Annotated in this window: 25 protein-coding genes; 15 read left to right on the top strand and 10 right to left on the bottom strand. The window is 69.9% G+C overall.

Annotated features, from left to right (window positions below):
- Nucleotides 1-45: 45 nt before the first annotated feature.
- From ACTIGJ_RS04080 to ccoN, 7 genes are read right to left on the bottom strand one after another with little or no spacing between them, the layout of a single operon-like run.
- Nucleotides 46-267: a hypothetical protein gene (locus ACTIGJ_RS04080; RefSeq protein WP_439639009.1), complete on the bottom strand. Its 222-nt coding sequence runs from the start codon at nt 265-267 to the stop codon at nt 46-48.
- Entirely contained in the window at nt 267-1697 is a 1431-nt protein-coding gene (gene ccoG, locus ACTIGJ_RS04075; protein ID WP_439639008.1) for a cytochrome c oxidase accessory protein CcoG, read from the bottom strand. Before ccoG ends, ACTIGJ_RS04080 begins: the two co-directional genes overlap by 1 nt.
- A 3-nt stretch (nt 1698-1700) precedes the next feature.
- On the bottom strand, nt 1701-1943 hold the full coding sequence (locus tag ACTIGJ_RS04070) for a hypothetical protein (protein ID WP_439639007.1): 243 nt from the start codon (nt 1941-1943) through the stop codon (nt 1701-1703).
- Nucleotides 1940-2830: a cytochrome-c oxidase, cbb3-type subunit III gene (ccoP, locus tag ACTIGJ_RS04065; protein ID WP_439639006.1), complete on the bottom strand. Its 891-nt coding sequence runs from the start codon at nt 2828-2830 to the stop codon at nt 1940-1942. Before ccoP ends, ACTIGJ_RS04070 begins: the two co-directional genes overlap by 4 nt.
- The gene (locus ACTIGJ_RS04060) at nt 2827-3009 is read right to left on the bottom strand and encodes a cbb3-type cytochrome oxidase subunit 3 (RefSeq protein ID WP_439639005.1); all 183 of its coding nucleotides are present in this window, start codon (nt 3007-3009) and stop codon (nt 2827-2829) included. The genes ccoP and ACTIGJ_RS04060 overlap by 4 nt, the downstream gene beginning before the upstream one ends.
- Complete coding sequence (gene ccoO / locus ACTIGJ_RS04055) at nt 3006-3638, bottom strand: cytochrome-c oxidase, cbb3-type subunit II (protein WP_439639004.1); 633 nt, start codon at nt 3636-3638, stop codon at nt 3006-3008. The genes ACTIGJ_RS04060 and ccoO overlap by 4 nt, the downstream gene beginning before the upstream one ends.
- On the bottom strand, nt 3635-5017 hold the full coding sequence (ccoN, locus tag ACTIGJ_RS04050; protein ID WP_439639179.1) for a cytochrome-c oxidase, cbb3-type subunit I: 1383 nt from the start codon (nt 5015-5017) through the stop codon (nt 3635-3637). The genes ccoO and ccoN overlap by 4 nt, the downstream gene beginning before the upstream one ends.
- A 202-nt stretch (nt 5018-5219) precedes the next feature.
- On the opposite strand from ccoN, the gene ACTIGJ_RS04045 reads away from it, so the two are divergent.
- Nucleotides 5220-6212 (top strand): universal stress protein, encoded by a 993-nt coding sequence (locus tag ACTIGJ_RS04045; protein WP_439639003.1) that lies wholly within the window; start codon nt 5220-5222, stop codon nt 6210-6212.
- A 204-nt stretch (nt 6213-6416) separates the two neighbouring features.
- Nucleotides 6417-7028, top strand: coding sequence for an OmpW/AlkL family protein (locus tag ACTIGJ_RS04040; RefSeq protein WP_439639002.1), 612 nt, complete (start codon nt 6417-6419; stop codon nt 7026-7028).
- Between the two features lie 80 nt (nt 7029-7108).
- Here ACTIGJ_RS04040 and ACTIGJ_RS04035 read toward each other — a convergent pair whose 3' ends face one another.
- Entirely contained in the window at nt 7109-8080 is a 972-nt protein-coding gene (locus ACTIGJ_RS04035; RefSeq protein WP_439639001.1) for an acyl-ACP desaturase, read from the bottom strand.
- 118 nt (nt 8081-8198) lie between these two features.
- On the opposite strand from ACTIGJ_RS04035, the gene ACTIGJ_RS04030 reads away from it, so the two are divergent.
- A complete protein-coding gene (locus ACTIGJ_RS04030) occupies nt 8199-9734 on the top strand; it encodes a PAS domain S-box protein (protein ID WP_439639000.1) in 1536 nt (511 codons plus the stop codon).
- Nucleotides 9727-10341 carry a response regulator transcription factor gene (locus tag ACTIGJ_RS04025; protein WP_439638999.1) on the top strand — a complete coding sequence of 205 codons (615 nt, stop codon included), beginning with the start codon at nt 9727-9729 and terminating at the stop codon, nt 10339-10341. Before ACTIGJ_RS04030 ends, ACTIGJ_RS04025 begins: the two co-directional genes overlap by 8 nt.
- 14 nt (nt 10342-10355) lie before the next feature.
- Here the strand turns inward: ACTIGJ_RS04025 and ACTIGJ_RS04020 are convergent, their stop codons facing one another.
- A complete protein-coding gene (locus tag ACTIGJ_RS04020) occupies nt 10356-10829 on the bottom strand; it encodes a GNAT family N-acetyltransferase (RefSeq protein WP_439638998.1) in 474 nt (157 codons plus the stop codon).
- On the bottom strand, nt 10826-11170 hold the full coding sequence (locus ACTIGJ_RS04015) for a 4a-hydroxytetrahydrobiopterin dehydratase (protein WP_439638997.1): 345 nt from the start codon (nt 11168-11170) through the stop codon (nt 10826-10828). The genes ACTIGJ_RS04020 and ACTIGJ_RS04015 overlap by 4 nt, the downstream gene beginning before the upstream one ends.
- 306 nt (nt 11171-11476) lie before the next feature.
- Here ACTIGJ_RS04015 and ACTIGJ_RS04010 point away from each other — a divergent pair, with 306 nt between their 5' ends.
- The 11 genes from ACTIGJ_RS04010 (at nt 11477) to ACTIGJ_RS03960 (ending at nt 23098) form a co-directional block, all read left to right on the top strand.
- The gene (locus ACTIGJ_RS04010) at nt 11477-12223 is read left to right on the top strand and encodes an HAD family hydrolase (protein WP_439638996.1); all 747 of its coding nucleotides are present in this window, start codon (nt 11477-11479) and stop codon (nt 12221-12223) included.
- A 5-nt stretch (nt 12224-12228) separates the two neighbouring features.
- Nucleotides 12229-12645, top strand: coding sequence for a helix-turn-helix domain-containing protein (locus ACTIGJ_RS04005; RefSeq protein WP_439639178.1), 417 nt, complete (start codon nt 12229-12231; stop codon nt 12643-12645).
- Nucleotides 12646-12733: 88 nt separating this feature from the next.
- Nucleotides 12734-14977, top strand: a complete 2244-nt coding sequence (locus ACTIGJ_RS04000) for a TonB-dependent hemoglobin/transferrin/lactoferrin family receptor (protein WP_439638995.1) — start codon at nt 12734-12736, stop codon at nt 14975-14977.
- 31 nt (nt 14978-15008) lie between these two features.
- The gene (locus ACTIGJ_RS03995; protein WP_439638994.1) at nt 15009-16034 is read left to right on the top strand and encodes a DUF6607 family protein; all 1026 of its coding nucleotides are present in this window, start codon (nt 15009-15011) and stop codon (nt 16032-16034) included.
- A 274-nt stretch (nt 16035-16308) separates the two neighbouring features.
- Nucleotides 16309-16629, top strand: a complete 321-nt coding sequence (locus ACTIGJ_RS03990; protein WP_439638993.1) for a hypothetical protein — start codon at nt 16309-16311, stop codon at nt 16627-16629.
- Nucleotides 16630-16653: 24 nt separating this feature from the next.
- Nucleotides 16654-18222, top strand: a complete 1569-nt coding sequence (locus tag ACTIGJ_RS03985) for a PepSY-associated TM helix domain-containing protein (protein WP_439638992.1) — start codon at nt 16654-16656, stop codon at nt 18220-18222.
- Entirely contained in the window at nt 18215-18748 is a 534-nt protein-coding gene (locus ACTIGJ_RS03980) for a DUF3325 domain-containing protein (RefSeq protein WP_439638991.1), read from the top strand. Before ACTIGJ_RS03985 ends, ACTIGJ_RS03980 begins: the two co-directional genes overlap by 8 nt.
- Nucleotides 18657-20813, top strand: coding sequence for a TonB-dependent siderophore receptor (locus ACTIGJ_RS03975; protein WP_439638990.1), 2157 nt, complete (start codon nt 18657-18659; stop codon nt 20811-20813). The genes ACTIGJ_RS03980 and ACTIGJ_RS03975 overlap by 92 nt, the downstream gene beginning before the upstream one ends.
- Nucleotides 20814-20883: 70 nt before the next feature.
- Nucleotides 20884-21222 carry a hypothetical protein gene (locus ACTIGJ_RS03970; protein ID WP_439638989.1) on the top strand — a complete coding sequence of 113 codons (339 nt, stop codon included), beginning with the start codon at nt 20884-20886 and terminating at the stop codon, nt 21220-21222.
- Nucleotides 21219-22820: a PepSY-associated TM helix domain-containing protein gene (locus ACTIGJ_RS03965; protein WP_439638988.1), complete on the top strand. Its 1602-nt coding sequence runs from the start codon at nt 21219-21221 to the stop codon at nt 22818-22820. The genes ACTIGJ_RS03970 and ACTIGJ_RS03965 overlap by 4 nt, the downstream gene beginning before the upstream one ends.
- Complete coding sequence (locus ACTIGJ_RS03960; RefSeq protein WP_439638987.1) at nt 22817-23098, top strand: hypothetical protein; 282 nt, start codon at nt 22817-22819, stop codon at nt 23096-23098. The genes ACTIGJ_RS03965 and ACTIGJ_RS03960 overlap by 4 nt, the downstream gene beginning before the upstream one ends.
- Nucleotides 23099-23105: the final 7 nt, after the last annotated feature.

Below are 23105 nucleotides of genomic sequence, written 5' to 3'. Positions count from 1 at the left end.
CAACGGTCGGGCGCGACGCTCAGACATCACGGCCGACGATCACGTTCAGGGATGATGGGTTGCTTCCGACACCACGCCGCCGCCGGCGGCCGGATGGCTGGCGATCTCGGTATAGCCCTGGGCATAGGCGATGAAGGCCAGCACGGCGCAGGCGGCGATCGACATCACAGGCAGGCCGAACAGCAGGAAAACTTCCAGCGACAGCCGCCGGCTGGCGAGGCGTTCGCTGTCGTCGGCGTGAGGGCGGGCGGGGGTCACGGTGTTCATCAGTGCTGGGCTCCTGTCAGGAATCGGGCGTTGCGGCGGGCGTGGATGCCCGGCTGGTCGAGGTCCTGCAATTCGATGGCCACCGTCTCCACCGGCCGCCGTGACGGATTCCCGTCATCGCGGGCTGCGGCGCGCAGCGCGATGGTCGTGGTGCCGGCTTCGCCCGGCTGGTGGGTGAAGGTCGACGGCGCGATCGCCAGCACTTCGCCATCGGCAAAGCGGGCGCTGAGCCGGTAGTGACGCGGCTGGTCGGCGGTGTCGCTGAGCTTGAGCGTGTAGACGTTCTCGATCTCGCCGCTGGCCAGCTCGCGGTACAGCGCGTGGCGGTCGCGCAGCACGTCGAAGCGCAGCGGCGAATGCAGGGCCAGCAGCGCGATGAAGCCGGCGCAGGCGGCCAGCCAGACCGCGCCATAGCCGAGCGTGCGCGGCCGCAGCAGCCGGAACGGCTTGCCGGCGTCGCGGTTGGCGCTGGTGTAGCGGATCAGGCCGCGCGGCTTGCCGACGCTCGTCATCACCGAATCGCAGGCGTCGATGCAGGCGGCGCAGGCGATGCACTCGTACTGCAGGCCATCGCGGATATCGATGCCGACCGGGCAGACCTGCACGCACAGCGTGCAGGACACGCAGTCGCCGCCGGTGGCCCCCTTGCCGCGGGCGTCCTTGCGCGGCTCGCCGCGCTTGTCGTCGTAGGCAATGATCAGCGTGTCGCGGTCGAACATCGCGCTCTGGAAGCGCGCGTACGGACACATGTACTTGCAGACCTGTTCGCGCATGAAGCCGGCATTGCCCCAGGTTGCAAAGCCGTAGAACAGCGACCAGAACAGCGCCCAGCCGCTCAAGGTTCCGGCCAGCAGGGCCGGGAACAGCTCGCGGGCCGGCACGAAGTAGGCGACGAAGCTCAAACCCGTGAACAGGCCGAACAGCGCCCAGGCCAGGTGCTTGCCGCCGCGCCTGAGCAGTTTCTCGCGGTGCCACGGCGCGCGGTCCAGCCGCAGCCGCTGATGGCGGTCGCCTTCGAAGGCCTGCTCGATCCACAGGAAGGCTTCGGTCCAGACCGTCTGCGGGCAGGCGTAGCCGCACCACAGCCGGCCGGCCAGCGAGGTGAACAGGAACAAGGTCAGCGCCGCCAGCAATAGCAGCGCGGTCAGCAGCAGCAGGTCCTGCGGCACCAGCGTCAGGCCGAGGATGTGGAAGCGCCGGTGCGGCAGATCGAACAGCACCAGCGGCTGGCCGTGCCAGCTCAGCCAGGGCACCAGGTAGTACAGGCCGAGCAGCGCGACGGTGGCGATCACCCGCAGGCGCGCATAACGGCCGTGGGCGCTGCGCGACTGGATCTTGGTCGACGCCTGATACATCAGCACCGATTCGGTGACCGCCGGCCTGGCCGCAGCCGAGCGCCGCTCGAACGCCGCCTTCTCCTTGCAGGACACGGTTCAACCCTCCTTGCGTGGCGCCAGCAGCAGCGCCGCGAATCCGGCCGGCACGGTCGAGGCCAGCCACAGCACCAGGAACATCAAGGCCTGATCGCGCATGTGCACCGGCGGCAGCAGCCAGGCATCGGGTGCCAGCGCCAGCAGCGCGGTCAGCAGCACCGCGCCGACGAACGCCGACCAGACCACCACCGCGCCACGCAGCAGGCGCGGGCGCTCGGCCAGGTCACGCGGGCCGGCGTTCACCGGGCGGCGCCGTCGTGGGTCGACTGGCCGTAGACCCAGGCCGCGACGACCCGGATCTCGTCGGCATCCAGCAGTTGCTCATGCGCCGGCATCTGGCCGCTGCGGCCGAACAGGATGGCCTGCCGCACCTTTTCGCGACCGCCGCCGTAGAGCCAGATGTCGTCGGTCAGGTTCGGGCTGCCGAGCGCGGTCAGGCCGCGGCCATCGGCGCCGTGGCAGCCGGAACAGCGGGCGGCGAACTGCTTCAGGCCGGCCTCGCGCTTGCGCACCGGCAGCGTGTCGTCCGACCAGAACGGCACGAAGTCGATCAGGTCCTGCAGTTCCTGGGCGGACAGCGTGCCGTTCAGCGGCGGCATCACTGCGGTGCGGCCGTGGCTGATGCTGGCGACGATGGCTTCCGGCGTGCCGCCGAACTTCCAGTCGCCATCGGTCAGGTTCGGAAAGCCGATCGCGCCCCGGGCGTCGGCGCCGTGGCAGCCGGCGCAGTTGGCCATGAACACCGCGCGGCCCAGCGACAGCGCCGCCGGGTCCTGCGCCAGCTCCGGGATCGACTTGCCGTCCAGCGCCTTGAACGCCGCATACCGGCTGGCGGTGATGCGCGCGAGATCGGCTTCCATCTGGCCGCGCGAGGTCCAGCCGAGTCGGCCGGACAGGTTGCCGAGCCCCGGATAGAACGCCAGGTAGCCGGCGGCGAACAGCACGGTCAGCACGAACAGGTTCAGCCACCAGCGCGGCAGCGGGTTGTTGTACTCGCGCAGGTCGTCGTCCCAGACGTGCTCGCCGGTCTGGCCGGGCACACCCTTGGCGTTGGCGAACAAGAGCCACAGGCAGGCGATCATCATCGCCACCGAGATCACGATGACGAAAGCACTCCAGAACGGACTCATGACTGCGACTCCCGGCAGCAGCAGGCGGGTGCCGGCGCGGCCTTCACGGTGGCGGGCTCGTCGACCAGCGGCAGCTGGGCGGCCTCGTCGAAACGGGCGGCGTTGCGGCGGGCGGAGGCCCACCAGCAGACGCCGATGAAGCTGCCGATGGCAGCCAGGGTGAACAGGCCGCTGATCATGGCCGGGCCCCCGCGCTGGCAACCGCCGCAGCCGGCTTCGGGAACTTGAGCGACTGCAGGAAGGCGATCACCGCATCGGCCTTGGTCTTGCCGGCGACATCGGCATCGGCCTTGGCGATCGCCGCGTCGTCGAACGGCACGCCGACGGTTTTCAGCGCCCGCATCATCGCCGGCACCTCGCCGGGTTCGAAGCCTTCCTCGGCCAGCCAGGGATAGCCCGGCATGTTCGATTCCGGCACCACGTCACGCGGGTTGTTCAGGTGGATGCGATGCCACTCGTCGTTGTAGCGGCCGCCGACCCGGGCCAGATCCGGCCCGGTGCGCTTGGAGCCCCACTGGAACGGGTGATCCCAGACCGATTCGCCGGCCGTCGACGCCGGGCCGTAGCGCAGCACTTCCTCGGCCAAGGTGCGGACCATCTGCGAATGGCAGCCGTAGCAGCCTTCGCGGATGTAGACATCGCGGCCGGCCACTTCGAGTGCGCTGCGCAGCGGCATGCCGGGTTCGGCGGTGACGGCCGCCTTGTCGTTCATCAGCGGCACGATCTCCGCCAGGCCGCCGAAGCTGATCGCGACCGCCGTCAGCACGGCCAGCCAGCCGACGTTCTTCTCGATGAATTCGTGTTTCATGCGTGCGACTCCTGGGCCGGCGCGGCGACAAGGGTGGGGACGCGCTCGGCCGGTCGGGCGAGGGTTTTCCAGACGTTCCAGGCCATCACGAGCATGCCGCCGAGGAACATCAGGCCGCCGGCCAGGCGCACCGCGTAGAACGGGTAGGTGGCCTTCAGCGACTCGACGAAGCTGTAGGTCAGGGTGCCGTCAGCTTCGGTGGCTCTCCACATCAGGCCCTGCATCAGGCCGGCACTCCACATCGCGGTGATGTACATCACGGTGCCGACGGTGGACATCCAGAAATGCAGGTTGATGGCCGGAATGGAGTGCATCGCCGGCCGGTTGAAGGCGCGTGGAATCAGCGCGTACATCGAGCCGATGGAGATCATCGCCACCCAGCCGAGCGCGCCGGAATGCACGTGGCCGATGCCCCAGTCGGTGTAGTGGCTGAGCGCGTTGACGGTCTTGATCGACATCATCGGACCTTCGAAGGTCGACATGCCGTAGAAGCTCAAGGACACGATCAGGAACTTCAGGATCGGGTCTTCGCGCAGCTTGTGCCAGGCGCCGCTGAGCGTCATCACGCCATTGATCATGCCGCCCCAGCTCGGCGCCAGCAGGATCAGCGAGAACACCATGCCGATCGACTGCACCCAATCCGGCAGCGCGGTGTAGTGGAGGTGATGCGGGCCGGCCCACATGTAGACCGCGATCAGCGCCCAGAAGTGGACGATCGACAGCCGGTACGAGTAGATCGGCTTGCCGACCTGCTTGGGCACGAAGTAGTACATCATCCCGAGGAAGCCGGCGGTCAGGAAAAAGCCGACCGCGTTGTGGCCGTACCACCACTGCACCATCGCATCGGTGGCGCCACTGTAGGCGGAGTAGGACTTGGTCCAGCTGATCGGGATCGCCACGCTGTTGACGATGTGCAGCAGCGCCACGGCGATGATGAAGGCGCCGAAGAACCAGTTGGCCACGTAGATGTGGCTGACCGTTCTTTTCGCGATGGTGCCGAAGAACACCACGCCGTAAGCGACCCAGACGATGGCGATCAGGATGTCGATCGGCCACTCCAGTTCGGCGTACTCCTTGCTCTGGGTGATGCCCAGCGGCAAGGTGATGGCGGCCAGCACGATGACCAGCATCCAGCCCCAGAACGTGAAGTCGGCGAGCTTCGGCAGGAACAGCGCGGTACGGCAGGTGCGCTGCACGCACCAGTAGCTGGAGGCGAACAGGGCGCTGCCGCCGAACGCGAAGATCACCGCATTGGTATGCAGCGGCCGCAGGCGGCTGTAGGTGAGCCAGGGCGTGTCGAAGTTCAGCGCCGGCCACATCAGCTGGGCGGCCAGCCAGACGCCGACCGTCATGCCGATGATCCCCCAGACCACGGTCATCACGGCAAAGCCGCGAACTGCCCGGTCCTCGTAGTGAATTGCTGGTGCTGCGGTGCCGCTGTCGTCTGCCATGGCCGATCCCCTGCGTTGATGGCGTGCAGGATCGGCCTCAGGCCTCGCCACCGCTTTGACCTGGATCAACGCACTGCCGGCCTCGGATGCTGAAACTCAAGCCATCGAAATCCGCAACCGGTGCTGCCCGATGAACACGCTGCGAACCATCCTGGTGCTGATGGCCCCCGATGCCCGTCCGGGGCCGGCGCTGCACCGGGCCATGGCCTATGCCCACCGCAGCGGTGCGACGCTGCATCTGGAAATCTTCGATCACTACGAGCCGATCGACTACGCCGGCACCGTGTTCGGCGTCGAGGTCGCCGACCGCGCACGCCGCGATTTCCTCGACGAGCGCATGAAGGCGCTGGCCGATGTCGCCCGGGGTCTGGCCGACAACGGCCTGCGCGTGGAATGCGATGTCAGCTGGGCGCGCGATCCGGCCCGGGCGATCGTCGCGCGCATCCGGGCGCTGCGGCCGGACCTGGTGATCAAGGACATCGACTGCGAACCGGTCACCGACGCCGAAGCCGGCCGGCTGCGGCCGTCGAGTGTCGACTGGAAGCTGATTCGTCTGGCCGCCGCGCCGCTGATGCTGGTGCATCCGCGCTCGGCGCTGGAGCCGCGCCGGGTGATGGCAGCGGTCGATGTCTCGATCAACGGCGCTGCCGGCGCCCTCAACGACCAGCTGCTGGCCGCCGCACGCGCCTGCCTGGTCGGCGACAGCAGCAGCCTGCACCTCGGCTCGGTGTTCTCTTGCCTGCCGCTCGGCAGCTACGACGCCGGCTTCATCGCCAACACCTGGGAGCTGATGGACGGCGCCCATGCCGAGCAGCTGAAGCGCTTCGCCAGCCGCCACCAGCTGCGGCCGGCGCAGGTGCTGCGCACCCGCCGGCTGGAGCCGGCCGATGGCATTGCCACGCTGGCGGCGCAGAACGCGATCGATCTCGTGGTGATCGGCTCCACCTATCACCCGGCGATCGACCGCCTGCTGTTCGGCTCCACTGCCGAGGCCCTGCTGCGGCGGCTGAGCTGCGACGTGCTACTGATCAAGCCGGCCGATTTCGATCTGGCCTCCGAAGCGCGCCCGAAGCGCGAACGGCGGCTGCCGCTCGGCCGCCATCGTTCCGATTCGGTGGCCTGAGCCGGCGAAGACGTTCTCCCCTCGATGGCCGTCCCTGCGGCCATCCCGTGATTCGGCGGCCCGCGTGGCCGCCTTTTTTTGGCCCGCGATCGGCGTGCCGGCAGACCGTTTCGCACTTGCAATGACCAGGGTCAAGGCGGCCGTGACGGCCGGCGGCGACGATGGCTTCGACATCAGTCCGATGCCTGTCTGAAGACCCCGACCATGACTGCCAAGACCTTGCTTCCGCTGCTCGCCAGCGCCCTGCTGCTGACGCCGATCGCCAGCCACGCCGCCTGTTTCGACGAGGCCCGTCCGTGGTCGCTGCGGCTTGGCGGCCATGTCGTCGATCCGGTCGGTGGCCACAACGACACCGCTGCCGGCGACATCACCGTGCGCAGCAAGGCGGCGGTGACCTTCAATGTCGACTACCGGATCTGCCGGCAGCTGAGCCTCGACCTGCTGGCGGCGCTGCCGGTGACCCAGGGCATCGCCATCAATGGCAGCCGCGTGGCCTCCACCCAGCACCTGCCGCCGGTGCTCGGCCTGCAATACCACCCGCTGGCCGATGGCCGCGTCGATCCCTACATCGGCGTCGGCGTCAATCGCACGCTGTTCTTCCGCGAAGCGCTGCCTGGCGCGCGCCTGCAGCTTTCGAACACCTGGGGTGTTGCGGCGCAGCTGGGCGTGGATTGGCATGTCAATGCCGACTGGGCCGTCGGTGCCGACCTGCGCTATCTGCAGATCGAACCGGATGCCAGCGTCGACGGCGCGCCGATCGGCAAGGTCAGAATCAATCCGCTGGCCTACGGCGCCACGGTTTCGTACCGCTTCTGATCCGGCTGTCCCACCAGCCACCGCCGCGCCCTGATCGGCGCGGCGGTGTTGTTTCAATTGCCGTCCGTTCGACGCCCGCCTCAGGCGAGCGGCGCCAGCGGCGGCCGCAGGAAATCGAAGGCGTAGGTCTTCAGGTGCCGGCGCTGCTCCAGCCGCCCGGCCAGCGCATCGAGCCGCGCCGGCAGCGCCATCAGCCGGTCGCGCGCGCGCCGCGCCTCGCCGCCGTGCGGCTCGATGCGCGCGATGCCCCAGTGGTTCAGCGATTCGTCGACCAGCGCCGCGTACTGGCGGGGGCCGAAGACGCCGGCCTGGCGCTCGACCTCCGCCATCATCTGAAAGCCCATGATGGTGCTGCCCGGCATCGACAGCGCCGGCGCCACATCGGCCAGTTCCAGCAGTGCGGCGTCGGGATCAGCGGCCAGCGCCAGCGCGAAGGCATCGCGATAGAACGCGCAATGGCGCGCCTCGTCGCCGGCCAGCCGGGCCAGCACCGTCTGCAGCAGCGGGTCGTGGGCGGCAGCCAGCCGCGCGGTATTGGCGTGCGAGATCTGCGTGGCCCGTTCCTGCAGGCTGGTGTAGGCCAGCAGCCGGTACGGGCTGCCTGCCCATTCGGGATCGAAGCCATCGCGCAGGAAGCCGAACTGCAGGCGGTCGAGCGCGGCTGGCGCGAACAGTGCGGCATCGCGGGCGTAGTCGCGCAGCACGTTGCCGTGGCGGTCTTCCTCGGCGGTCCACAGCCGGGTCCAGCGCTGCCAGATCGCCTGGCTGCCGACGTGCTCGGCGATGATCCGATGGAAGTGCGGCAGTCCTTCCTCGGTCAGCAGGTTCAGCATCACCGACACCTTCACCGCTGCCGGCAGGCCGCGTGCACGGTCGCGCAACGCGCCCAGCGCCGCCAGCTGCGGATCGTCGCCGAAGTCGACCAACTCGCCCGGCCACCACTCGTGGCGGCCGGCGAGATGGCGGTCGATCAGGGCCGTGATCGCGGGCGTGGCGGCGGCCAGCACGTCGAGCTGGGCGGCGAAGGCAGTGGGGCGACAGCAAGGGATCATGGTCAGTCCTCGGCAGGGGACGACAGTGAGGACTGTCGGCGCCGGCGTGGCCTTGACCTGGATCAAGGTGGCTACAATCCGCAGCGGTTACCGCCTGCCCACCGCCGCCGCCGCGACCATGTCCAGCCCTTCCGCACGCCCCAGCAACGGCCCCATTTCCGGGGACCGATTCGGCGCGCTGTTCGCGGCCGCCGTCGATCCGATCGTGCTGATCGACCGCGAAGGCCGCATCACCGGCTTCAATCTGGCCGCCGAGCAGGTGTTCGGCTGGCGCGAGGCCGACGTGCTGGGCGAGCGGGTGTCGATCCTGATGCCCGGCCCGTACCGCGACGAGCACGACGGCTACATGAGCCGCTACCTCGGCACCGGCCAGCGGCGGATCATCGGCATCGGCCGCGAAGTGGTGGCGCGGCGGCGCGATGGATCGACGTTTCCGATCGATCTGTCGGTCGGTGAGTTCGTCAGCGGCGCCGAGCACGGCTTCGTCGGCATCCTCCGTGACATCACCGCGCGCAAGGCGCAGGAAGCCGAGCTGCGGCGGACCACCGAGGAACTGCGGCTGATCTTCGAGCAGACGCCGACGGCGCTGGCGCTGCTCGATGCCGAGGGCCGTATCGTCGACGTCAACCGCGCCTGCGAAAGCCTGCTCGGCCGCGATGCCGAAGCGCTGCGCGGCCGCCATCACGGCGATCTGCTGGCCGACGCCGACCGGGCGGTGGTCGAGGGCGCGCTGTCGGAAGTGATCGCCGGCCGTGGCGAGACCTGGAGCCGCGATGTCCAGTACCTGCGCGGTGACGGCCGGCCGCTGCCGGCCCTGCTGCATGCCGGCGTCGCCCGCGATGTCGAGGGCCGACCGCTGCTGGCGATCTGCGAGATCGTCGACCGCAGCCAGCTGTTCGAAGCGACCCGCGAGGCCGAGGATCTGCGCACCCGGCTGGCCCACGTCGCGCGCATCGGCACGCTCGGCGAGATGGTCAGCGGCATCGCCCACGAGGTGAACCAGCCGCTGACCGCGATCGCCAACTACGCCAATGCCGCGCGCCGCTTCGTGCTGGCCGGCGACAGCGATCCGGCCGAGCTGGCCGGCATCCTCGACAAGATCGCCGCCCAGGCCGAACGCGCCGGCCAGGTGATCCGTGGCCTGCGCAATCTGACCCGCCGCCGCGATGCCGTGCGCGAGCCGCTGGACTGCGCGGCGTTGATCGCCGAGGTGGCGCGACTGGTGGAATTCGAGCTGCGCGCCCGCGGCTGGCGGCTGCTGACCCGGATCGACGGCCCGCTGCCGCCGGTCTACGGCGACGGCGTGCAGATCCAGCAGGTGCTGCTGAACCTGATCCGCAACGGCATCGAGGCGATGGCCGAGGCGGCGCAGGGCGATGCCATCGAGGTGCAGGCCGAGGCGGTCGACGGCGGCAACGTCGAGATCCGCGTCCGCGATCGCGGCCCGGGGCTGCGGCGCGAAGTCGAGGACCATCTGTTCGAGCCTTTCTTCACCACCAAGGCGCAGGGCATGGGTCTGGGGCTGTCGATCTGCAAGTCGCTGATGCGCGCCCACGACGGCGACCTGCGTTACCAGCCCGGCCGCGACGGCGGCGCCGAATTCATCATGCGGCTGCCGGCCGCCATGAACCGCGAGGAAGTCCGCGATGCGTGATGCCGAAACCCGCGTGTTCATCGTCGATGACGAGGAGCCGGTGCGCGATTCGATCGGCCTGCTGCTGCGCTCGGTCGGCCTGCGTTCGCAGGGCTTTCCGGACGCCCGCGCGTTTCTCGAGGCCTACTGTCCCGAACAGCCGGGCTGCCTGGTGCTCGACATCCGCATGCCGCGCATGAGCGGGCTGGAGCTGCAGCAGGAGCTGAACCGGCGCGGCTGGGGCATTCCGGTGATCTTCATCACCGGCCACGGCGATGTGCCGATGGCGGTGGAGGCGATGCGCGCCGGCGCGGTCGATTTCCTGCAGAAGCCGTTCAAGGATGACGAGCTGATTCGCCGCGTGCAGAAGGCGCTCGACCAGGACGAGCGGCTGCGCGAGCAGCTGAGCGGGCTGGAACAGGTTCGCGCCCGTTTCGAAGGCCTGACGCCGCGCGAGCGCGAGATCGCCCGGCGGCTGGTGGCCGGTGCGGCCAACAAGGTGATCGCCATCGAGCTGGCTTTGAGCGAGCGCACCGTCGAGCTGCATCGCGCCCACATCATGCAGAAGATGGAAGCGCGCGGGCTGGCCCAGCTGGTGCAGATGCTGATGCGGCTGCAGCCGGCCTGAGCCGCGCCGGCCGTTCAGCCGGGCAGGCGCATGTCGACGTGCCAGATGCCGTCTTCGAGGTACGGCGTGCTGATCGTCTTGAAGCCGAAGCTGCCGTAGAAGCGTTCCAGGTGCTGCTGGGCACCGATCCTGACCGCCGCGCCCGGATGACGCGCGCGGGTCAGTCGCAGCGCTTCCTGCATCAGCGCCCGGCCCAGCTGCCGGCCGCGCGCCTCGATGGCGGTGACGACGCGGCCGATCGACGCATCCTCGTGCTTCACGCCCGGCGCCAGCAGCCGCGCATAGGCCAGCAGCCGGCCGTCGTCATCGCAGCCGCACAGGTGCGTGCAGGCCGGGTCGAGGCCGTCCATGTCCGGGAACACGCAGTTCTGCTCGACCACGAAGATGGCGCTGCGCAGCTGCATCGCCGCGTACAGCAGGTCGTTCGACCACTCGTTCCAGCTCCACAGGCGCCAGTGCAGGCCGCCGGCCGCCGCCGTGCCGCTCAAGCGAGCAGGGCGTCGACTTTCGCCGCGCAGATGAAGTCGTTCTCGGAAAGGCCGTCGATGGCGTGGGTCCAGAACGTCACGTCGCAGTTCTTGTAGCTGAAGGCGATGTCCGGATGGTGGTCTTCGTGGATCGCGATCCAGGCCACGGCATTGACGAAGGCGGTGGTGCGGAAATAGTTCTTGAACTCGAAGTGGCCGCTGATTTTCCGGCCGTCCGCCGACAGCTGCCAGTTCGGGCCGAGCCGGGTCAGCAGCTCTCGGGCCTGTTCGGTGGTCAGCGGCGCCACGCCGCCTTCGCAGGGGACGCAGCGGCGTTCGGTGAGTTTGCTGGGCGTGGTCATCGGCATGGTTCCGGCGCGGGCGCGCCGCGCAATCGGTATTCGGGGATCAGGCTGCCTGTCGCTGGCCGACCGTTCCTGCAAGGTGGCCAGCGGTGGTGCGCGGCGATTATTCCAGAACCGGCAACGCCGGCTGCCGAGAGGCTTGCGTACAGCCGCATTCGAGGCGGACAGGCCGGCGATGGCAGGGGCAGGGCATCGATCCTGACGCGAGAATAATTTGCAAACGCGAATCGTTCGCATTAATCTGCACGCAGCCAGTCCCGCCGTGGCGCGACAGCCAGCCCCGTTTTCCGCCGGAGCCTGCGCATGTCGCTTTCATCCTCGTCGCCACACCTGCAGCCGCCGCCGCTCGCGGTGGTCTGCGACATCGAATCGCTGTTCGTCGACCGTGCCGCCGGCGTGCGACTGGCGCTCGACGCGGTCGCCCGTTCCCGGGGCCGCCGCTGGCGCAGCGCCATCGACGGCTCCGACCTGCACCAGCGTTCGCTGAGCGAATGCCTGGTCGAGATCGCCGGCGACGAAGCCGATCCGGCGCTGCCGGCGCTTGCCGAGCGCTACTGGTGCGAATACACCCGGCACGCGCGCTTCGCCGCGCCGCTGCACCGGGATGCGCGGGCGATCATCGAGCGGGTCGCCGATCTCGGCGCCGAATGGCACTTCGTCTCCACCGACGGCCCCGAGGTCGCGACCCGGCTGGTCCGCGCGCTCGGCCTGGCCGGCCAGCTGTCGACCGTCTACACGCCGCAGGCCGGCATCTGCCGCCGGGCGCGCAGCGCGCTGGTGGAGAACTACATCAAGTGCCGGCCGCAGCCGGCGGACGCCCATCTGGTGATTAGCGACGAGCTGTTCGAGATCGTCGCCGCGCACCGGCTCGGCGTGCCGACGCTGGCAGTCGCCAACGGCCAGACCCCGGTGCCGGTGCTGGAAGCGATTCCGCTGCCGGTCGGCGTGGCGCGGACGCTCGACGAGGCGGCCGACTGGATCGAGGCGCAGCTGCTGGCCCGCGACTGCCTGGCGGCATCGGCCGCGCGGCAGCAGGCGCGCCTGCATTGAACGCCGTGCCGAAGGACGGCCGCCAGGTGGCCCGCGACAGCCGGGACGCCGAGCGCATCGCCGATCGCCTGCTCGACGCGCGGCGGACGCTGGAACGCGACTACGCGCTGCCGCTGACCGTGCAGCGGCTGGCGCGCCACGCGCGGTTGCCGCATCTGAGCTTCAACCGCGCCTACCACGATGCCTTCGGCATCGCGCCGCTCGATCACCTGCGCCTGCTGCGGTTGCAGGCGGCGGCCCGCCTGCTGGTCGACGGCCGGGCGGCGGCGGACATCGCGGTCCGGGTCGGCTATCCGAATGTCGCGGTCTTCAAGGCCGAGTTCCGGCGCCTGTTCCGCGACGATGCGCAATTGCGCGCGCAGCTCGATCTTGCGCTGCAGCACACGGGCAATCCGCCGGCCAGCCAGCGGGCCGGCGCATGAACACCGATATCCACCACAACGTCTGTTGCCAGCGCGCACCCACGCCAGCCAGCGAAGACCTCCAAACGATGCATCAGGGAGCGTTTCAATGGCGATGGGCAAATGGGGCGTTGCAGGCGCCCTGGCGATGGCCGGTGCATCCGGCGCCGCCGAACTGGACCTGCTGGCGCGGGCCGGCGGCGCTGCGGGGGCGGACGCGCCGGTACTGGGCACCGTCACCGTCAGCGCCAGCAAGGACGCGCGCGAGATCGACGAAGTGCCGGCCAGCGTGACCGTGATCGACGCCGCCGACATGCAGCGGCAGGTGGTCGAGAACATCGCCGATCTGGTTCGCTACGAGCCGGGTGTCAGCGTGCCGATGCAGGGCTCGCGCTTCGGCCGCAGCGGCTTCACGATCCGCGGCCTCGGCGGCAACCGCATCCAGGTCGAGATCGACGGCGTGCCGATTCCGGACGGCTTCGCGATCGGCGATTTCGCCAACGCCGGCCGTGATCTCGTCGACCTCGACAACCTCAAGCGGGTGGAGATCGTGCGTGGCTCGGCGTCCAGCCTGTACGGCTCCGATGCGCTCGGCGGCGTGGTCAGTTTCACCACCCGCGATCCGGGCGACTACCTCGACGGTGCCGATGACCGGCTGGCTATCCATGCCCGTGGCGGCTACGCCAGCGCCGACGACACCTGGATCGGTGGCAGCACGATCGTCGCGCGCGGCGGTGCTGTCAGCGGCCTGCTGTCGACCGTGCTGCGCAGCGGTGACCAGCTGTCGACCAAGGGCGGCCAGGGCGGCACCGGCAGCAGCCGCACGCAGGCCGATCCGCACGCGTCGCGCAGCGTGAACCTGCTGGCCAAGCTGATGCATGGCGAGACCGGCGATGCGCCGATCAAGCTGACCTTGGAGCACTACCGCGACGACAGCCGCACCGAGGCGCTGAGCGCCGTGCGTGCGGTGTCGGCGACCACCCGCACCACGGCGCTGCACGCCGATGACCGGGTCAGCCGCAGCCGGCTGGCGCTGGAGCAGACGCTGTTCGAACTCGGCGCCGTCGACAGCGCGCTGTGGCGGCTCTATCTCAACGACAGCCGCACCCGCCAGGACACCCGGGAAGCGCGCAGCGTCAGCAGCGGCGGCGGCAGCCTGCGCGAACGCGAGCGGCGCGCGCTGTTCAAGCAGCAGGTGATCGGCGGCGAATCGACGCTGACCGGCCATGCCGACACCGGCGTGTTCGGTCACCGCTGGGTGGCCGGCGTCGAACTGGAGCGGATCCGCACCGCGCAGTCGCGCAGCGGCCGCGAACGCAACCTGACCACCGGCACCGACAGCACCACGGTCGGCCCGGATGCCTTCCCGGTCCGCGACTTTCCGATCACCCACACCATCGAGGCAGGCCTGTACCTGCAGGACGACATCCGCTGGGACCGGCTGACGGTGATTCCCGGCGTCCGGCTCGACTACTACAAGCTCGATCCGCGTCCGGACCGCATCTTCATCGAAGACAACCCGGGCATCGCGCCGCGCGGGCTGGACAAGCTCAAGCTGTCGCCGAAGCTCGGTCTGGTCTGGGCCTTCGATCCGCACTGGAGCGCCTACGGCAACTACGCCCGCGGCTTCCGGGCGCCGCCGTACTCGGATGTCAATGTCGGCTTCACCAACGTCCAGTTCGGCTACACCGCGATCCCGAATCCGGATCTGAAGCCGGAGACCAGCAACAGCTTCGAGATCGGCCTGCGCGCCGGCTATGACGAGGCGTCGGCCTCGCTGGCGCTGTTCGACAACCGCTACCACCAGTTCATCCAGAGCTTCGTTTCGCAAGGCGTCAACGCCGACGGCCTGCTGGTGTTCCAGTCGCAGAACCTGACCCGCGTGCGGATCTTCGGCGCCGAAGCCAAGGCCGAGCTGGGCGGCGCGCTGCTCGCGGAGACGCTGCGCGCGTTCCGTGTGCGCGGCGCGCTGGCCTGGGCCAAGGGCGACGACACCTCGGCCAACCGGCCGCTGAACTCGATCGATCCGCTGACCGGCGTGCTCGGCCTCGGCTGGCGGCCGTCGGCGCTGCCGGTGTCGGCCGAACTGGTGGCGACCATGAGCATCGAGGACAGCCGCACCGACAACAGCGCCGGGCAGGGCTACCAGGCGCCCGGACAGGCGCGCTTCGACCTGATCGGCGAATGGCGCGTGTCGCCGCAGGCCGACGTCAACCTCGGCCTGTTCAACCTCGGCGATCGCCGGATCGTGCCGGCCGCCAACGTCCAGGGCCGGCTGGCCGGCGATCCGTCGATCGACCGCTACAGCCAGCCCGGCTTCAACGTCGGCGCCAACCTGCGGCTGCGCTTCTGAGCGGCCGGCCTGCCCGTTCCCGGAGATCGTGATGACCCTGACAACCCGCAACATGATGCGAACACCGCTGTGGCTGGCGCCGCTGCTGCTCGCCGCCTGCAGCCTGCAGGGGCCGGCGGTGCCGGCGACCCCGGTCGCGCCGCCGACCACCCGCGCAGCGAACGTGATCGACCGCGCCGCCTTCGAGGCCGATCGCCGCGCGATCCTGGCGATGGCCGGCGAATACCAGGTGACGTTCCAGTTCGACGAGCCGGTGCCGCTGGCGCCCGGCTACACGCCGCATGCCCCGCACCGCAGCGGTGGCTTCGAGTTCATCGAGGTGCTGGAGGACAGCGGCAGCCGCATCGTGCTGCAGCACGTGCTGGTGATCGACGATCAGGTGGTCAAGCACTGGCGACAGGACTGGGCCTACCAGCGCACCCGGCTGTGGGCCTATGCCGGCGACAACACCTGGGTGCGCCGCGAGCTGACGGCGGCCGAGGCCGCCGGCACCTGGACGCAGGCGGTCTGGCAGGTCGATGACAGCCCCCGCTACGCCGGCATCGGCCGCTGGGATCACGCCGCCGGCACCGCGTCCTGGACGTCGGAAAGCGAGTGGCGGCCATTGCCGCGCCGCGAGCTGACCACCCGCAACGACTACGACAAGCTGATCGGCGTCAATCGCCAGACGATCACGCCGACCGGCTGGGTACACGAGCAGGACAACCTCAAGATCCGGCGGCGGGCCGACGGCGGCGAGCAGGCGCTGGTCCGCGAGCGCGGCCACAACGTCTACACGCGGGTCAGCGGCCATGACTTCGGCCCTGGCCGCGCCTACTGGCAGTCGACGCGCGACTACTGGGCCGTGGTCCGCGACGCCTGGGATGCCCGGCTGGCCGGCCATGCGCGGCTGGTGATCCTGCCGGCGATCGACGACGAGCGCCTCTACCAGACCCTTTTCGAGCAGGCCGAGGCCATGGGTGGCCGCGGACTCGCCGCACCCGACCTCCGCCGCGCCGTCGATGGCGTTCTCGATCGTTTCACCCGGCCGGCGGAGGTGGCCAGCAGCCAGCAGTGACCTTCTCGCACAAAGGTCTCTCTACTCCCGGGTCGTCGCCGAAAGGCGCGGCCCGGGCTTTTTGGGATCACCCCTCATTTCTGCCGTGACGGCTTGCCGCAGCCGTCACGCCGGTTCCACGTGAAGTCCGCACCGTCATGCGATTCATAGCCCGCACCTTTCCCGCGTTGCTGCTGTTGATCAGCAGCGTCAACCGCGCCCAGCCGAGCGCCCGTACGCCCGTCAGCGCCGATGGCGGGCAGGTGACCGGCGTGCGGCGGCCGGCCGACCGCCGATGACGACGGCCGCGAAGGCTGGGACGCGCATCGCCAGCCGTTGGCAGCCGGCCTTGGCGGTCGGCGTCCGGGTGCTGCTGGCGGTGGTCGGCGGTTATGCCTTCACGGCCGCCGCCGTGATGCTTGGTGGCGGGGTGCTGGCGGCCAGCGGCCTGTTCAGCCGCAGCGATGCCGTGGTGCTGGCGGCGCTGCTCGGCTTCCCGCTCTACCTCGGCCTGCTGCTGTGGGCGTTCGCCGAACGGCGGCTGGCCCGGCTGGCGCTGGTGCTGGCCGGCGGCAGCGCGCTGCTGCATGCCGGCGCCTGGCTGATGCGCCACTGATTCCTGCTGCGAGTACCCGAGACGATGGCCGAAACCTTCCGACGATCGATGAGCTGGCTGCACACCTGGGCTGGCGTGCTGCTCGGCAGCCTGCTGTTCGCGATGTTCTGGATGGGCTCGCTGAGCGTGTTCGATCGCGAGATCGACCGCTGGATGATGCCGGCCACCCGGCTGGCGGCAGCCACTGCGCCGGTGTCGCTGGATCGCGACGTGGTGCCGGTGCTGCAACAGCTGGCCGCCGACTCGCCGCAGTGGAGCATCAGCCTGCCGAGTACGCGGACGCCGGTGATCCGCCTGCAGTACCAGGACGCCGATCGCCAGCGCCAGCGGCGCGACATCGATCCGGCCAGCGGCCTGCTGCTGGCCGATCCGGGCAGCTTCGGCGGCACCGGCTTCCTGTATCCGTTCCACTACATGCTGCACATCAAGTGGCGGCAGCTGGGCTACTGGCTCGTCGGCCTGGCGGCGATGGCGATGCTGGTGCTGCTGGTCAGCGGCGTCGTCATCCACCGCAAGCTCATCACCGACTTCTTCCTGTTCCGGCCGCGCAAGTCGCTGCAGCGCGCCAGCCTGGATCTGCACAACCTGAGCGGCGTGCTGGCGCTGCCGTTCCACCTGCTGATCGTGCTGTCCGGGCTGATCATCTTCATGGGCATCTATTTCCCGATGGCGCCGCTGACCGCCTACGCCGACGCGGCCGATGCGCAGCAGGCGTTCACCGACGAGGCCTACGGCCGCTACAGCCGCGAGCCGGCCGGCCGGCCGGGATCGCTGGCGTCGCTCGACGCGATGGTCGCTCACGCGCAGCAGCAGTGGCGGGGCGGCCAGGTGTCGACGCTGCGGGTCCACCATCCGAGCGATGCGCGGGCGGTGGTCGAGCTGCGCCGCAGCGCGGCCGACGACCTGCGGATGAACCTCGACCAGATCTATTTCGATGGCGCCACCGGCGCCGTGCTGAGCCGCTTCGAGGCGGCGCCGGTGATGTCGTTCCAGCGCCTGCTCAGCGGTCTGCATCTGGTGCAGTTCCGCCACGCGGCGCTGCGCGGCCTGTATTTCCTGCTCGGCCTGAGCGGCTGCGTGATGATCGCCACCGGCTTCCTGTTCTGGCTGGAGGCGCGTCGGGCCAGCCATCTGAAGAAGGGCCTGAAAGGCGTGCGGATCGTCGAGGCGCTGACCATCGGCAGCGTCACCGGCATCGTCATCGCGACCTTGGCGTTCTTCGTGGCCAACCAGCTGCTGCCACCGGACGCGCAGTGGCTGGGCGTGGATCGCGCGGGGCTCGAAGTGCGGGTCTTCTACGCGGCCTGGCTGGCCGGCTTCGCGCACGCCACCGGGCGGCCGCGTCAGGGCTGGCGCGAGCAGACCGCCGTGATCGCGCTGCTGTCGGCGCTGGCCGCGCTGCTGGATGTGCGCGCCACCGGTGTGGTGCTGTTCACCGATGTGCCGGCGCAGCAGGCCGCGCTCGGCATGGATGCCGTGCTGCTGCTGGCCGCTGCCGGCGCCGGGCTGGCGCGGTGGCGCCTGCGCGACCGGCCAGCCTGGCTGCGCGACGGATCGCCAGCCGCTCCGATCGGCCAGGTGAAGCATGGTTGACGGCCTGCTGTTGCTGGCCGCACTGGCGGCGGCCTACGCCGGCTTCGCGCTGCTGGCGCTGAGCCAGTCGCGGCACTGGCAACAGGTGCTGCCTGGACACGGCCAGCAGCCGCCACATCGTCGCGCCCGGCGGGGGCTGGCCGGCTTCGCGCTGGCCCTGTCGCTGGCCGCCTGCCTGGCGCGCGACGGCGTGGCCTTCGGCGTCGTGCTGTGGCTGCTGCAGCTGAGCGTCGCCGCACCGCTGCTGGCCTTCACGCTGAGCTGGCGCCCGCTGTGGCTGCAGCGTCTGGCGCGCAGCCCCTGGCCACTTCGCCGGTCACACACATTGCCGATTCCCTCTGATTTCGCTCCTGCGACGGCATCCCGCCGTCGCCATTCCTCCACCAGCCAGCCCTTCGCCAGCCAGCCACCTGCCCAGAAGGACGCTGACCGACGTGAGCGTGAACAAGACCCTGAGCCTTGCCGTGCTGCTGGCATCCGCCGCCGGACCGGTGCTGGCCGAGACCGCCGCCGCCGACCCGGCTGAAGTGCCCGCCGAGACGGCGCCGCCGACGGCTGCCGAAACGGCGGTCACGCTGGCGCCGGTGCAGGTCACGGCCGAGCGGCCCGACGACGGCTATGTCGGCGACCTGAGCCTCGGCAAGACCGCGCAGTCGATCCGCGAGACGCCGCAGTCGGCGAGCGTCGTCACCCGCCAGCGGCTCGATGACCAGAACATCGTCAACATCGCCGAAGCCCTGAAATTCACCACCGGCGTCACCGTGCAGCGCTTTGACGCGGCGGGGCTGTTCAACAGCTACTTCGTGCGCGGCTATCAGGTCGACTCGATCCAGCTCGATGGTCTGCCGTTCGGCAGTTCCGGCAACATCGTCGACACCGATCCGGCGGTCTACGAGCGCATCGAACTGCTGCGCGGTCCGGGCGGGCTGTTCCAGGGCGCCGGCGAACCGGGCGCCTCGCTGAACCTGGTCCGCAAGCGCGCCTTGCCGAAGGCGGCGCTGAGCGGCGCGGTCACGGTCGGCTCCTGGGATCTGTATCGCGCCGAAGTCGACGGCAGCACGCCGCTGACCGCCGACGGCGCGCTGCGGGCGCGCGGCGTGGTCGTCCACGAGACGCGCGATTCCTACATCGACGTCATCAACGCCCAGAAGAAGACCGGCTACGGCACGATCGAGTACGACCTGGCGCCCGGCACCACGGTGTCGGTCGGCGGCCTGTTGCAGCGCGTCGATTCGGTCATCAACCAGGGCCTGCCGGCCTACCTCGATGGCCGGCTGGTCGACGTGCCGCGATCGACCTTCATCGGTGCCGACTGGAACGAGCTGGTGCCGAAGACCGAGGACCTGTTCGTCGAACTGGAACACCGGCTGGACGGCGGCGGCGAGCTGAAGTTCGCGGTCCGCCGCCTCGATCGCCGCATGCTCTACAAGGTGGCGCGCGCCAACAGCGCGATCGACGCCGAGGGCGAAACGGCGATCCAGACCGGCGTCTACACCGCCGACCGCCAGAACCTCAGCGCCGATGCCTATGCCAGCCTGCCGTTCGACCTTGGCGGCCATACCCACAACCTGATCGTCGGCGCCAACTGGCGTGACCAGGAGCAGAACAACTACACCTCGGCCTTCACCAACGTCACGCGCCAGGATGTCTTCGATCCCGACCATGCGATCAGCGAGCCGGCGATGCCGTACACGGCGGCCGACAAGACTGACACCACGCAGTTCGGCGGCTACGCGCAGCTGCGGGCGCGGGTGCTCGATCCGCTGACCCTGGTGGCGGGCGGCCGGATCAGCTGGTGGCAGTCGCGCAGCCGGAACGTCGGCACCGGCGCGTCGATTTCCGACTATGCGGTCGACGGCCAGCTGACGCCGTTCTTCGCGGTGATCTACGACCTCATCGAGCCGCTGTCGCTGTACGCCAGCTACGCCGACATCTTCCAGCCGCAGAACGCGGTGCAGGCGAGTGGCGAGCAGATCAAGCCGCGCACCGGCCGGCAGTACGAGACCGGCCTGAAGGCCGAGCTGCTGCAGCAGCGGCTGGTGGCCCAGTTCGCGCTGTTCCGGCTCGAGGACCGCAACCGTGCGATCGCCGATCCCAACGACTCGCGGCTGTCGGTGCCGTCCGGCGAGGTACGCAGCCAGGGCTTCGAATTCGAGCTGACCGGCCTGCTGCTGCCCGGCTGGAACCTGAGCGTCGGCTACACCAATGTCGATACCGAACACCGGGTCGGCACGGCCGCGCAGCAAGGGCAGGCGTTCGCGCCGTTCACGCCGCGTCACTCGGGCAACCTGTGGACCTCGTACCGGGTCGACAGCGGACCGCTGCAGGGTCTGAGCCTTGGCGGTGGGCTGCGGGCGGTCAGTTCGTTCTACAGCCAGCCGAGCGCGGCCAGCCCGGTGCGCTTCGTCGCCGATGCCTACACCGTGCTGTCGGCCCAGCTCGGCTACGAGCTGAACCGGCACTGGAGCGCCAACCTGACGGTCAGCAACCTGCTCGACGAGAAGTACTACGAGAAGGTCAGCATCGCCGCCCGCCAGAACTTCTACGGCGAGCCGCGCAGCGCCGTGCTGGCGCTGCGGGCACGGTTCTAGCGCGCGGCAGACGCTGGTTTCAACCGAGAATTCCTTTCACCCGATCCGAACCATGGGCTCGACACCTGCAATGCGTCCATCGCTGCACATTCCCCGCGCCTGGTTGCGCGGCATCCTGGCCGGGCCGGTCTGCTTCATCGCGGCGGCGCTGGTGATGACCGGCGGCGCGCTGTGGCTGCCGGAAGGCCCGGCCAGGATCGACAACATGGTGCTGCCGATCGTGCTGTTCCCGGTGATCTGGGCCGCGCTGTTCTTCTACCTGATGCTCGACCACCGGCTTGGCCGCGCCTGGCTGGTGGCGCTGCTGCTGGTCGCCGGCCATGCCGGAATGATCGCCCGGCACCTGCTCGCCGCGCCGGACGCGGCCGGGCAGGGCAGCGGTCATGACGCCGGTGGAGCGGCGCCGTGATCGCCCTGTCGCAGACCCGCACCAAGGAACTGCTGGCCATTCACGGCTGGAGCGCGGTGGGCCTCGGCCTGCTGCTGTACGCGGTGATCCTGACCGGCGTGGTGTCGGTGTTCGCCAGCGAGATCGGCACCTGGTCGGCGCCGCTGCCGGCACCGGCCAGCGCCGCGCTGCCCGAACGCGGGCTCGATGCCGCGCTCAAGCGGCTGGCCGCCGAGGTGCCGGCCGAGTTCCACGAAGACACCTTCTTCTTCCCGGACACCGCCGGCCGCATCCGCAGCTTCTTCCACAAGCACGACCAGCGCGCCGGCGAAGCGCAGCCGATGGACCGCGGCGTGGAGTTCGACCTCGATCCGGCGACGCTTGCCGTGCTCGATCGCCGAGAAGGCTGGAGCGACGAGATCCGGGCCCGCAACCTGCCGTCGGCGCTGGCTGATTTCTTCGTCGAACTGCACGTCAGCCTGCACCTGCCGGACCCCTGGGGTCTGCTGCTGACCGGCGTGCTTGGCCTGGCGATGTTGCTGGCGGCCGTCACCGGCTTTCTGGTGCACCGCCACCTGATCCGCGAGCTGTTCACCCTGCGCCGCCATCGCGAGCCACTGCTGGTGCAGCGCGATGCCCACGTGATCGCCGGCACCTGGAACCTGCCGTTCGCGTTCGTGCTGGCGTTCACCGGCAGCTTCTTCAGCTTCGCCGGCTCGTTCGGCATTCCGGCGATCGCCATGGTCGCCTTCGGCGGCGACCAGCAGAAGATGATCGAAACCGTGGTCGGCACGCCCGCGAAAGAGGACGCGACGCCAGCCCCGTTCGTGGATCTCGACGCCATGCTGGCCGATGCCCGCCGCCGCGCCGACGGCGATGCCGGCTTCGTGTCGATCGAGCACTACGGCCGCGCCGACGCGCTGGTGACGGTGTCGATGTTCGCGCCCGACGGCAAGCTCAACGGTGCGACCTACACCTACAACGGCGCCACCGGTGCTTTCATCCAGCAGAAGCCGACGTTTGGTCTGGTGCCGTCGCTCGGCAACGACCTGTTCTCGCTGATGGCGCCGCTGCACTTCGGCAATTTCGCCGGCCTGTGGAGCAAGGCCGTGTGGTTCGCGCTCGGCTTTGCCGGCGCATACGTGACCTTGACCGGCCTGCTGCTGTGGACCACCCGGCGCGCCGCCGAGCCGGCCTGGCAGCCGCTGGCGCGCGCCACCGGCTGGGTCGGCTATGGCCTGCCGCTGGCGCTGGCGGCTGTGCCGGTCGCGCGCTTCCTGGCGCCGCCGCTGGGGCTTGACCTCCATGCCGCGCAGAACACCGGCTTCATCGCTGGCGTTGCCGTCGCCAGCCTGCTGGCCTGGCGGCTGCGCGATGCCGACCGGCTGCGCCGCAGCCTGCTCGGCATCACCGGCGTGCTGATGGTGCTGACGCCGGCGCTGCGCGGCTGGTCCGGCGGGCCGGGCTGGATCACGGCGGCCGGGCAGGGCCTGATCACGGTGATCGCGGTCGACATCGCCGTGCTGCTGGGCGGGCTGCTGTGTCTGCGCAGCGCCACGCGCCCGCCGGCCGCCGAAGCGGTTGCCACGACCACCACTGAAGGCGCGCAGACCGCATGAGCCTGACCGCAACCGCTGCCGGCATCGCGCTGCTCTTGAGCCTGCTGCCGCTGATCCTGATCGGCTACCGCGATCCCAAGCGCCTGCGCAGCCGGCGCGGCAGCGCCACCGCCACACCGCCACTGGCACGCCGGCCACGACAGCTGCTGACCGCGCTGGTGCTGGCGCCGGGCGTGCTGCTGATCGGTAGCGGCCTGTGGCCGGCGCTGCTGATCTGGCTCGGCGCGCTGATCGCGCTCGGCTGGGCGCTGGTGCTGACGCTGGCGCGCTGGGCCTGACCCCGCG

The sequence above is a fragment of the Nevskia sp. genome, assembly GCF_051860985.1.
GTDB lineage: Bacteria > Pseudomonadota > Gammaproteobacteria > Nevskiales > Nevskiaceae > Nevskia.
This window is presented reverse-complemented; position numbering and strand designations above follow the sequence as displayed.